General features: G+C 63.6%; 9 protein-coding genes. 3 read left to right on the forward strand and 6 right to left on the reverse strand.

Annotated elements, in window-relative coordinates:
* Positions 1-37 precede the first annotated feature (37 nt).
* Both ACK8OE_RS03805 and ACK8OE_RS03810 read left to right on the forward strand, forming a co-directional pair.
* Positions 38-1198 carry an isovaleryl-CoA dehydrogenase gene (locus ACK8OE_RS03805; protein ID WP_410271429.1) on the forward strand — a complete coding sequence of 387 codons (1161 nt, stop codon included), beginning with the start codon at positions 38-40 and terminating at the stop codon, positions 1196-1198.
* Positions 1195-2091 (forward strand): hydroxymethylglutaryl-CoA lyase, encoded by an 897-nt coding sequence (locus tag ACK8OE_RS03810; protein ID WP_410271430.1) that lies wholly within the window; start codon positions 1195-1197, stop codon positions 2089-2091. The genes ACK8OE_RS03805 and ACK8OE_RS03810 overlap by 4 nt, the downstream gene beginning before the upstream one ends.
* On the opposite strand, the gene ACK8OE_RS03815 is transcribed toward ACK8OE_RS03810, so the two are convergent.
* From ACK8OE_RS03815 to ACK8OE_RS03830, 4 genes are all read right to left on the reverse strand, one after another.
* Entirely contained in the window at positions 2092-2769 is a 678-nt protein-coding gene (locus ACK8OE_RS03815) for a CAP domain-containing protein (protein WP_410271431.1), read from the reverse strand.
* Between the two features lie 81 nt (positions 2770-2850).
* Positions 2851-3951, reverse strand: coding sequence for an enoyl-CoA hydratase/isomerase family protein (locus ACK8OE_RS03820; RefSeq protein ID WP_410271432.1), 1101 nt, complete (start codon positions 3949-3951; stop codon positions 2851-2853).
* Between the two features lie 141 nt (positions 3952-4092).
* Positions 4093-5130, reverse strand: coding sequence for a Leu/Phe/Val dehydrogenase (locus tag ACK8OE_RS03825; RefSeq protein ID WP_410271433.1), 1038 nt, complete (start codon positions 5128-5130; stop codon positions 4093-4095).
* Positions 5123-8548: an indolepyruvate ferredoxin oxidoreductase family protein gene (locus ACK8OE_RS03830; RefSeq protein ID WP_410271434.1), complete on the reverse strand. Its 3426-nt coding sequence runs from the start codon at positions 8546-8548 to the stop codon at positions 5123-5125. The genes ACK8OE_RS03825 and ACK8OE_RS03830 overlap by 8 nt, the downstream gene beginning before the upstream one ends.
* A 168-nt stretch (positions 8549-8716) precedes the next feature.
* On the opposite strand from ACK8OE_RS03830, the gene ACK8OE_RS03835 reads away from it, so the two are divergent.
* The gene (locus tag ACK8OE_RS03835) at positions 8717-9196 is read left to right on the forward strand and encodes an Lrp/AsnC family transcriptional regulator (RefSeq protein ID WP_126421459.1); all 480 of its coding nucleotides are present in this window, start codon (positions 8717-8719) and stop codon (positions 9194-9196) included.
* Between the two features lie 298 nt (positions 9197-9494).
* Here ACK8OE_RS03835 and thpR read toward each other — a convergent pair whose 3' ends face one another.
* Positions 9495-10025, reverse strand: coding sequence for an RNA 2',3'-cyclic phosphodiesterase (gene thpR / locus ACK8OE_RS03840; protein ID WP_410271435.1), 531 nt, complete (start codon positions 10023-10025; stop codon positions 9495-9497).
* Positions 10026-10034: 9 nt separating this feature from the next.
* On the reverse strand, positions 10035-11714 hold the full coding sequence (locus ACK8OE_RS03845) for a thiamine pyrophosphate-binding protein (protein WP_410271436.1): 1680 nt from the start codon (positions 11712-11714) through the stop codon (positions 10035-10037).
* Between the last annotated feature and the right edge of the window lie 66 nt (positions 11715-11780).

Here is an 11780-nt window from a genome sequence, read left to right on the forward strand (position 1 = left end):
CCTGCCTTTGGCGGGCGATATAAGCAGGGAGACACCCATGACCGATTTTCCGCATCTGCAATTCGCCCACGGCGACGAAATCGACGCCCTGCGCGACACGGTGGCGAAGTTCGCCGCCGCCGAAATCGCGCCGCACGCCGCTGAGATCGACCGCACGGATCAGTTTCCCATGCCCCTGTGGCGCAAGATGGGGGAGCTGGGCATTCTGGGCCTCACCGCGCCCGACATGTATGGCGGGGCGGAGATGGGCTATCTGGCGCACACCATCGCCATGGAAGAGATCAGCCGCGCCTCGGCCTCGGTCGGCCTGTCCTACGGCGCGCATTCCAACCTCTGCGTCAATCAGATCGTGCGCAACGGCAACGAGGCGCAAAAGGCGCGCTACCTGCCGCGCCTGATTAACGGCGAACACGTCGGCGCTCTGGCCATGTCGGAGCCGGGGGCCGGATCGGACGTCATGTCGATGAAGCTCCGGGCCGAAAAGCGCGGCGACCGTTATATGCTCAACGGCTCCAAAATGTGGATCACCAACGGCCCGGACGCCGATGTGCTGGTCGTCTATGCGCGCACGGGCGAAGGCTCAAAGGGCGTCACCGCCTTCCTGATCGAAAAGGACTTTGCCGGCTTTTCCGTGGCACAAAAGCTCGACAAGCTGGGGATGCGCGGCTCTCATACGGGTGAACTGGTCTTTGCCGATTGCGAGGTGCCGGAAGAGAATGTGTTAAGCGCCGAAGGTCGCGGCGCGGCGGTGCTGATGTCGGGGCTGGATTACGAGCGCGTAGTGCTGTCCGGCGGGCCTTTGGGCATTATGCGCGCCTGCCTCGACGTGGTCATCCCCTATGTGCATGAGCGTCAGCAGTTCGGCGCGCCCATCGGCACCTTTCAACTGATGCAGGGCAAGATTGCCGACATGTACGCCACCTGGGGGGCCTGCCGCGCCTATGTCTATGCGGTGGCCGCGGCCTGCGACCGGGGCGAGACGACGCGCAAGGACGCCGCCGCCTGCATCCTCTATGCGGCGGAAAAGGCGACGTGGATGGCGGGTGAAGCGATCCAGTGTCTGGGCGGCAATGGCTATGTCAATGAGTACCCGACCGGGCGGCTGTGGCGCGACGCCAAGCTCTACGAAATCGGTGCGGGGACCAGCGAAATCCGGCGTATGCTGATCGGACGCGAACTGTTCGAGGAAACAAAGTGACCCGCCCCAGCCACGTCACCCTCTACGAAGTCGGGCCGCGCGATGGCCTTCAGGCCGAGGCACAGATCGTCCCCGCCGCGACCAAGATCGCCCTGATCGACCGCCTGTCGCAAACGGGGCTGCGCTTTATCGAAGCGAGCAGTTTCGTTTCGCCGAAATGGGTGCCGCAGATGGCCGATGCGGCTGAGGTCATGGCCGGGATCACTCGCAGGCCTCATCTGACCTATCCGGTGCTGACACCCAATCTCAAAGGCTATGAGGCGGCACGGGCGGCGGGGGCGCAAAGCGTCGCTGTTTTTGCGGCGGCGTCCGAAACCTTCAGCCAGAAAAACATCAATGCCAGCATAGCCGAAAGCCTTGCGCGCTTTGCCCCGGTTGCCGAACGGGCGCGCCAGGACGGCATAGCCCTGCGCGGCTATGTGTCGTGTGCCATCGCCTGCCCCTATGAAGGCCCGATTGCGCCCAACGCCGTGGCCGAGGTGACGCAAAGACTGATCGACATGGGCTGCTATGAGGTGTCGCTCGGCGACACCATCGGGCGCGGCACGCCGGGCGATACACAGCGCCTTCTGGACGTCGTGTTAAGGCGCGTCGAAGCGGCGAAGCTGGCCGTGCATTTCCACGATACCTGGGGGCAGGCTCTGGCCAATATTCTGGTATCGCTCGACTATGGCATAGCCACGCTTGATGCCTCGGTCGGGGGCTTAGGCGGCTGTCCCTATGCGCCGGGCGCGTCGGGGAATGTCGCCACCGAAGACGTGCTCTACATGCTCAAGGGCTTGGGCGTAGAGACGAGCGTTGATCTCGATAAGGTGATCGACACCGCGTGGTTTATCTCCGATGCGCTGGGCCGCCCGCCACGTTCCAAGGCCGCCGTGGCACGCGGCCGCTGATCAGTTTCCGGCCACCTTCATGTGGCGACCAAAGACCTGCGTCCAGTAGAAATAATAGGGGACCTGCGCCTGCCCCACCGGCTGATCCTGCGTGTCGTGGACATAGCCGACGCCCATCTCCTCATAGCCGCAATTGAGGATGTTGGCACGGTGGCCGGGGCTGGTCATCCATTCCTCAAACACCCGATCAGCCGTCTTTTGACCTGCCGCGACATTTTCGCCCAGAAGCGTATAGACATAGCCGGTGGCGTGCACCCGATCCTTTAACTTTATACCGTCGTCCGTATAGTGATAGACGTAGTTTTTCTCGGACATGGAAACGCTCTGGCGCTGCGCCGCCTGCATCAACTGATCACTGAGGCGCAAGGGGCCGCAGCCGTTTTCGGCGCGCACCTGATTGACCCGTTCGAGCAGGATGGCCGCCTGATGCTGCATGTCTTCGCTGATGACAAAGCGAGGCGCGTCCGGCACCAGCGCCGCACTGAGGTCAGGCGCCTTGACCACCGTATTGACGCGCCGATAGGTCATGCCGGTGGTCCCGGCCTGCGGCGAAGGCGAGGTCAGGAGGGATTCAACCGCCGCTTCGGCCGTGGCATCCAGCCGCTGAATCTTCTCGTCCGCCGCGCTTGCGCCGGCAAACAGCGCCGACACCAGAGCTGATAAAACCACTGCCCGCATAGCCATCCCCGAATTTGGCTTAGACGGACATGTTGTGGCCTCAGATGTAAAGGTTCCGGTAAGAAACAGGCTTAAGCGGCGTTAGTCATAAAGCTCACGCGGCAGGGGCGCAAACAGGGCCTCGACGCTGTGGGCGCTGACGCCGCCGATGGATAGCGGCAGCCAGTGCGGCGAGTGGTCCTTGTCGTCCAGCACGGCGCGCACGCCCTCAAGGAAGTCGTGGCTCTGGCAGAGGCGCGAAGCGATGCGGAACTCCATCTGCATCACCTGCTCAAACGTCTCCAGACGGCGGCCTTCGCGCAGATGGCGCAGCGTCACGCTCATCGAGAAGGGCGAGCGGGTGGCCAGTACCTCGCCCTGATGCTGCGCCCAGTCGGAGTCCTCCAGCTTGAGCGCAATGGCGATGTCGGCCAGACGGCTCTTGCCGAAGATGCGGTTGATGGCCTCCAGATGCTCCTGATAGGACGGTTCACCGACGGGGCGGTCATAGCGATGCAGGATATTGTCGATATCCCCACCATTCAGAAGTTCCGCCTTCAATGCAGGCAGGTCAGAGGCCGCCACATGGTGCGTGCTGATCCCCGCCGCGCGCACATCGGCCCCTTTCAGCCGCTCACCCGTCAGGGCCAGCCACGTACCGATCTCGGAATAGTTTTGCCCGCCCACGTCTGCGAAAACCGCTTCACACTTTTCGGCGGGCGCGCCCATCCGCGGCAAAAACCACCCGCCGCCGACATCCGGGAACAGGCCGATGCCGGTTTCGGGCATGGCAAACAGGGTATTTTCGGTCGAGACGCGATGCGATCCGTGCACGCTGATGCCCACGCCGCCGCCCATGGTCACGCCGTCGATCAGGGCGACAAAGGGCTTGGGGAAACGTTTGATCAGGGTGTTGAGACGGTATTCGGTGCGGAAGAAGTCGCGCGCCGCTTCGCCGTCGCCACGGCCTGAGCGGGCCGCCGCCCGCACGTCGCCCCCGGCGCAAAAGGCGCGTCCGTTGTGGTCCAAAACCACATAGCGCACGCGCTCATCCGTGGCCCATTGGCTCAGCGTCTGCGCCATATCGCGGCACATGGCGGTGGTCAGGGCATTGAGCGCCTGAGGCCGGTTAAGCGTCAGCCGCCCGACGCCGTTATCCACCTGAGCTAGAACGGGTTTTTCCTCAACACCGAGCGCGTCCATGGGCCTTCCTTTCGCGTTTTCCTGTGCTTTTTGCTGCACCTCAGTGGGTGCAGCATTTTTGAAAGATAACCACGGAATCGGTGGATTGGGAACTGTATAAAAAAAGCGCCTCCCCTGATTTTAGGGGAGGCGCTTTGGGCGTTACGCCCGCACCATTTTCGCTCTGGCCAAGGTGTCGGCCACGTCGCCGGTCAGGCGCTTTTCGCTCTGCGCACGGGCAAAAATATCACCCAGACGCGGGCCGATGGCGTCGATTTGCGCGTCGATACCGGCGCGATCAACACCACCATTATATTCCGCCGACACGGCGATAATGCCGCCGGCATTGATCACATAATCCGGCGCATAGAGGATGCCGCGACGGGCCAGAACTGCGCCCACTTCCGGCACCGACAACTGATTGTTGGCGGCCCCGGCGACCACGGCGGCGGTCATGCGTTCGGCCACCTCCGGCGTGATGATTGACCCCAGCGCGCAGGGGGCAATCACATCGGCATCGCTCAGCAGGATGTCGGTCACACTCCCCATTTCGGCGCCGAAACGTTCGACCATTTCGACAACGCGCGCCGTGTGAATGTCCGCCACGATCAGCTTCGCACCACGCGCGTGCAGTTCCTGACACAGATAGCCGCCGACATGACCCAGCCCCTGCACCGCGACGCGCACGCCTTCCAGACTGTCGCGCCCCAGACGCGCCTTGACCGCCGCTTCGATGCCGATGGCGACGCCGCGCGCCGTGAAGGGCGACGGGTCACCGCCCACCGAACCCTCTGTGGCCAGACCGGAGACGTACTTCGTCTGACGCGCCACGACCATCATGTCCGACACGCCGACACCGACGTCTTCGGCGGTGATATATTGCCCGCCCAGCGCTTCGACGGCGCGACCAAAGGCGGTGAAAATCTGTTCGCGGTTTTCGGGTACCACAGGGCCCATGATGACCGCCTTGCCGCCGCCAAAGGGCAGTTCCGCCATGGCGTTCTTGTAGCTCATGCCGCGCGACAGACGCAGCGCATCGGTACGCGCCGCCACCGCATCGTCATAGGTCCACAGACGGCAACCGCCCGCCGCCGGTCCCCGCGCCGTCGAATGGACCGCGATGATGGCGCGCAGGCCGGTTTCGGGATCGTTGACATCGACGACCTTTTCGTGCGCGTCATAAGCAGGCGTATCAAACATGGGCGGGTTCCTTTTGTGAGAGAGGGTTAGAGACGGGTTTCACCGCCTCGATTTGCGTCAGAAGCGCGGCCTTGCGCGCCTCGGCGGCAGCGACCGAAGCGGCCTTGACGTGGCCAAAACCGCGGATGTCTTCGGGCAGGCGGGCCAGCGCCACAATGGGCTCCAGCGTTTGCGGAGAGAGCTTCGCCACCAGTTCCGGGATCAGGCGCAGATAGTCGTCGCGCAGGCGGCGTTCCATACGCCGCTCCTCGGTATGACCAAACGGATCGAGGAGGCTGCCGCGCAAGCCTTTCAGCTCTTTCAACACACCAAAGGCGGTGAAGACCCAGCCGCCGAACTTCATCTTGCGCGGTTCACCGGTCACCGGGTCCTTACGCGCCAGTAGAGGGGGGGCGAGGTAAACGGCTATCTTTCCCGTATTATCGAATTGACTATCGAGACGCTGACGGAAGGCCGGATCGCTGTACAGGCGCGCCACCTCGTATTCGTCCTTATAGGCCATCAGCTTATAGGCATTGCGCGCCACGGCCTCCAGCAGGGCGGGCGACCCGGCCTTGCGCGCCGCCTCGACCACGGCGTGATACTGCGCCGCGTAAGAAGCGTCCTGATAGGCGGTCAGGTCGGCCATACGCCGGGTGATAAAGGTTTCGACATCGAATGGCGCCTCGGACTTCGGGGGGGCGATACGGCCGAGATAAAGCGCGCGACCCAGTGCAAAGGCTTTATGATTGTTGGCTTTTTCGGCCCCGTTGAGGTCGATGGCGCGCTCGATCGCCTGACGGCTCAGCGGCACAGCCCCGGCCTGCCAGGCGGCCCCCAAAAGGATCATATGGCCATAGACGGCATCGCCCAGCAGACGCCGCGCCACACCGCCGGCATCCAGCGGCTCACAGCGTTTCGACGCCTTGCGCAAGCGTCCCATCAGGCCGCCCTTATCGAACACCACGTCGCGGTTCAGCGTAAAGGCCGCTGTCGAGGTCAGGGCCGAATTGACAAAGCTCAGGGTGCGGTCCGGGCTGACCAGAGGCAGGGCCGTCTTGCCCGTGGCCTGCACCATGTCGGCGGCCAGTAGCACATCCGCTTCTCCGGCGCTGATGCGCGGCGCAGGCAAACGCACGCCTTGCGCCACGATGCGCACATGGGCATCGACGCCGCCACCGCGTTGCGCCAGGCCCGTCTGATCGGCCACCGACACTTCGCAGCCGTCGATATGCGCCGCCATCCCCAGCATGGCCGACAGCGAGGTGACGCCCAGACCGCCAATCCCGGCCAGCAGGATATTGACCGGGCGCGCCGTAGCCGGCGGCGGCGTCAGTTCGGGCAGGTCGGCGATCAGCGGCGTGAGATCGGGCGCAGCGGCTTTTTTCAGCGCCGCCCCTTCGACCGCCACGAAGGACGGGCAGAAGCCTTTGACGCACGCCGTGTCGATATTGCACGCCGACTGGTCGATTTCGCGCTTGCGCCCCAGCTCGGTCTCCAGCGGGTTGATGGCGACGCAGTTCGACTTGGCCTGACAATCGCCGCAGCCTTCGCACACCGCCGGATTGATGAAGATACGCGCGGCGGGCCTGGGGGCTGTGCCGCGTTTGCGGCGGCGGCGAAGTTCGGTGGCGCAAGCCTGATCATAGATCAGCACCGAGACCCCTTTGTGCGTGCGCAGGTCCTTTTGCACGGCCTCAAGATCGTCGCGGTGAGCATAGGTGGTGCCCGACGGCATTTCGCCTTCCCAGCGCCCCGGATCATTGGAGACCAGCGCAATGCGTTCCACCCCTTCGGCGCGCACCTGCTGGGCCACCTTGACGGGAGTCAGTTGCCCATCGACCGACTGCCCGCCGGTCATAGCCACCACGTCGTTATAGAGGATCTTATAGGTGATATTGACCCCGGCAGCGATGGCCTGACGGATCGCCAGAAGCCCCGAATGGAAGTAGGTGCCGTCGCCCAGATTGGTGAAGACGTGGCCTTCGTCGGTAAAGGGTGCCTGCCCCATCCAGGTCACGCCTTCGCCGCCCATATGGGTGCAGATATCGGTGCGCCGCGGCATGAAGGTCGCCATGTAGTGGCAGCCGATCCCGGCCAGACCGCGCGACCCTTCGGGCACCACGGTCGATCCATTGTGCGGGCATCCGGCGCAAAAAAACGGCCCGCGGATATGGTCGGGTTTGAGCGCGTCCTTCGTCGTCAGGCGCAGGCGGAAGCCTTCGGCGCGCTCATGGCGCTGAGCGTTCCGCGCGGCTTCCGGCAGCAGGTCGTACAGCGCCAGCGCCACCTGAAGCGTATCGAGTTCCAGCACGTCGGAGATCAGCGGCTCACCGCTCAAGCCCCGCTTGCCGAGGATCAGCGGGCGACGACCATCGGGCAGGGCGTACAGCGCCGAGCGCAGTTGCGGCTCGATCACCTCGCGCCGTTCCTCGACCACCAGCAGCTTTTCAAGGCCACCGGCAAAGGCGCGCGCGCCCTGCGCATCCAGCGGCCACACCATGCCGACCTTCCACACGCTGAGGCCGATGTCGCACGCTTCGGCCTCGGTGATACCCAGCAGGTCAAGCGCCTCCATAACCTGCGTGAAGGCCTTGCCCGCCGTGGCGATACCGATGCGCGGGCGCGCCTGGGGCCAGACCACCGTGTCGAAACCATTGAGCCGCGCAAAGGCCGAAGCCGCGGGCAGGCGGTAATGACGGTGACGCGCTTCCTTTTCGGCGGGGGTGTCCTTGGCGCGGATATGCAGGCCATCGGCGGGCAGGTCGATCACCGGGTCGCGCGTGTCGAAACGGTCGCTGAGATCGACCGCGGCCGAAGCGTCCATCAGGTCGGAAATGGTCTTCAGCGCCACCCAGCCGCCGTAGAAGCGCGACAGGGCAAGCCCCTTGACGCCGTATTCCAGCACCTCGGCGATGGTGGCGGGGCTCAGGACCGGGATTTCGGCGTCGATAAAGGCCAGTTCCGACTGATTGGGCAGGGTCGAGGATTTGCACGCATGGTCGTCGCCGACCACGGCCAGCACACCGCCCAGTGGCGTCGTCCCGGCCATATTGGCGTGTTTGAGCACGTCGCCTGAGCGGTCCACGCCCGGCCCCTTGCCATACCAGATGCCGAAGACGCCGTCGTAACGCGCCCCTTCAAACAGCGGAACATGCTGCGTGCCCCATACGGCAGTGGCCCCCAGGTCTTCGTTGATGGCCGGCTGCACCACGATATTCAGCGGATCGAGCAGCGATTTGGCCTGCTGCAATTGCTGATCGTAATTGCCGAGCGGTGAGCCACGATAGCCGGAAATAAAACCCGCTGTGTTGAGGCCCGCCCGCCGGTCGCGCCGCGCGATCATCAGGGGCAACCGCACCAGCGCCTGAACCCCGCTCATAAAGGCGCGGCCCTCTTCGAGGACGTACTTGTCGCTTAAGGAAACCTGATCGCGCATTTAATCATCCCTGCTAGGCTTTCCGTCTATCGCGGAATTTTTTTGCAGGATGACACGAAATCAGGAGAATGAATTTTCGAATTTCGTGCTATTGAGGGCATAGACAAAATGACATTCCGTTGCGGCGCTTTGCCGCAGAATGGGATGCCTGCTACAGATGGAATGCCCATGTCACGCAGTTCTGAAGGCCGTGGCCTTGACGATACCGACCGCAAAATCCTGCGATTGCTGCGCAGCAATTGTCGCCTGACGACGCAGGAAATCGCCGATCAGGTGGGCCTGTCGCCCACCCCCTGCTGGTCGCGCATCAAGCGGATGGAAGAAAATGGCGTCATCACCGGCTATGTCGCCCTGCTCGATCCGGAACAGGTGGGTAAGCCGGATACGGTGATCGTCGAAATCAATATCGAATCGCACGACGACGAGCGCATCGAAGCCTTTTCGCGCTATGTGCTGAACCTGCCCGAAGTGACCGACGCCTATCTGACGACGGGCGAATACGACTATGTGCTGATTGCGGCGGTCGATGGCACGGAGGGCTATGAGCAGTTCCTGCGCAAGAAGCTGCTGAAATTCCCCGGCATCCGCCACACGCGCTCGACCTTTTGCCTGCGCCGCCTGAAACGCGAACCGTCGCCGTCGGTGTGACTCCCCTCCCTACGGTAAGCCGTAGGGAGGGGAGAAGCGCAATAACCGCCTTCCTTTCTCCTCCCTATACGGAGCATGGGGAGGGGGACCGCGAAGCGGTTGACGGGATGACTCTGCCGAAGATAGCCCCTCGCCGACTGGGCGTACGCCCGGCTAAAGCCAGTACCAAACCCGCCTCCGGAGTCGCCCCCCTCCGTCTTTTGCCTTCGGCAAAATCCACCTCCCCACGCTAACGCGCAGGGAGGAGAGAAAACGCAATACCCGCCTCGCTTCCCGCGCCGTCGTCACAGGACGTAGATTAAAGCGAATACCGTTCCACGACTGTGTAAACACTGCCTTCGCTGGTCAAGGTGCTTTCGTACAAACACACCGTATCCACAACAAACGGTTCGCTCGTCAGCCCCTCATTGGCATCGAGAAAGTGCGAAAGTGTTCCGACACGACCGCTCAACCGCGCCAGTGTAATGTGCGGCTGAAAGGCCCGCGTCTCCGGCAACACCCCCGCGCGCACCAGCCCCTGATCGACCTTCTTGTGCAGCACGTGCACAGGCTCGAACGGCGTCACCCCGGCCCACAACGTATGGACCTGACCCTTGCGCTCAAACGTGCCCACACCGGCCAGCGACAGGGCGAACGCCGGATGGTGCAGGTCGGCCAGAGCCTCGGCAATCGCGTTGGCCTGATGCCGATCGACCTCCCCCACAAAGCGCAGGGTCAGGTGCAGTTGCGCCGTGCTTTGCCAACGCGCGCCACTGACCCCGCCCATCAGGCCGAGCAGTTGCGTCTTGATAGCGCGCGGTGGTTCAACCCCGATAAACAGTCTGTGCATGGCGCGAGTTTACGCCCCGCGCGAGACCTGATCCAGCGTTTTAGCCGGCGTGATGGCCTGCGGATCGATCAGGCAGTGCAGTATGGCCGGTTTGCCGGACGCCTGCGCCCGTTCAAAGGCCGGGGCAAAGTCCGCCGTGGTGCGCACGGTTTCGCCATGCCCGCCAAAAGCCTTGGCATAGGCGGCAAAGTCCGGATTCTTCAGCTCCGTGCCGATCGGGCGATGCGGATATTCACGCTCCTGATGCATACGGATCGTGCCCCACATGCCATTGTCGATAACGATAATGATCAGCGGGATATCGTATTGCACAGCGGTGGCGAACTCATTGCCGTTCATCAGGAAACAGCCATCACCGGCAAAGGTCACCACCGGCGCGTCCGGGCACTGACGCCTGGCCATAATGCCCGCCGGGACCGAATAGCCGACGCTGCCCGATGTCGGTGCGACCTGCGTAAAGGGCCGCTCGTGCCGCCAGTAGCGGTGCACCCAGATGGCGTAATTGCCCGCCCCATTGGTAATGATGGTCTCCGGCGGCAGGTGCTCGCGCAGCCACACCATCACCTCGCCATACTGAAAATCGCCGGGGATGGACGCAGGCGTGCTCGTCCATTTGAGCCAGTCCTGATGCGCCGCCGCGCCCCTGATGATCTGCGGCGATGGGGCTTCGTCCATCCACGATAAGGCCTTAGCAAACTGATCCGGCGTGCTGACGATGGCCAGAGCGGGCGGATAGACCCGCCCGATTTCCTCAGCCTGCGGGAAGATGTGCACCAGCTTTTGCCCGCCGATCAGCGTGTAGCCATTCGACGGGACCTCGGCCATACGCGCGCCCAGCAGGATCAGCAGATCAGCGTCCTTCACCCGCTGCGACAGGGCCGGATTCTGCCCGAAGCCGAGATCGCCCGCATAGCAGGGATGGTGCGCGGGAAACAGCGACGTCCGGCGAAACTCGGTCGCCACGGGGAGGTCGTAGCGCGCGGCAAAATCGGCCACCGCGGCGCAGCCTTCGGCCGTCCAGCGCGATCCGCCCAGGATCATCAGCGGACGCTCCGCCGCCTTTATCGCTTGCGCAAACGCCGCCATATCCGCGCGAGTCGGCGCGGCCTCCACCGCCTCGACCGGCGGCGCATCGGCGACCTCGACCACCTCGGTCAGGATGTCTTCGGGTAGCGAAATCACCACCGGACCGGGGCGGCCCTGCATGGCTACGCGGAAGGCGCGGGCGACGATTTCCGGGATGCGCTTCGGATCGGAAATTTCCACCACCCATTTGGCGATGCCGCCAAAGGCCGCCACGTAATCCAGTTCCTGAAACGCCCCGCGGCCCAGAAAAGCGCGTTCGACCTGCCCCACAAAAAGGATCATCGGTGTGGAATCATGCTGCGCAATATGCACGCCGTGCGCCGCATTGGTCGCCCCCGGGCCGCGCGTCACAAAGCAGATGCCGGGTCGCCCGGTGAGCTTGCCATAGGCTTCGGCCATCATCGCCGCCCCGCCTTCGTGACGGCAGATCAGCACGTCGATATCGGCATCGTACATCGCATCCAGCGCCGCCAGATACGACTCGCCCGGCACGCAGGTCAGGCGCTCCACGCCATTGCGTATCAGTTGATCAACGAGAATCTGTCCGCCAGTCCGCATGGCTGCCTTTCCATTCTTTACCCAGTCGGGTCGCGCTAAATACATCTATATCCCCCTGCCTTTGGCGGGGGGAAACCGGGCTGCCGAAGGCAGAACCGGAGGGGGGGCATC

Origin of the sequence: Asticcacaulis sp. W401b, assembly GCF_046503825.1 — a bacterium.
GTDB lineage: Bacteria > Pseudomonadota > Alphaproteobacteria > Caulobacterales > Caulobacteraceae > Asticcacaulis.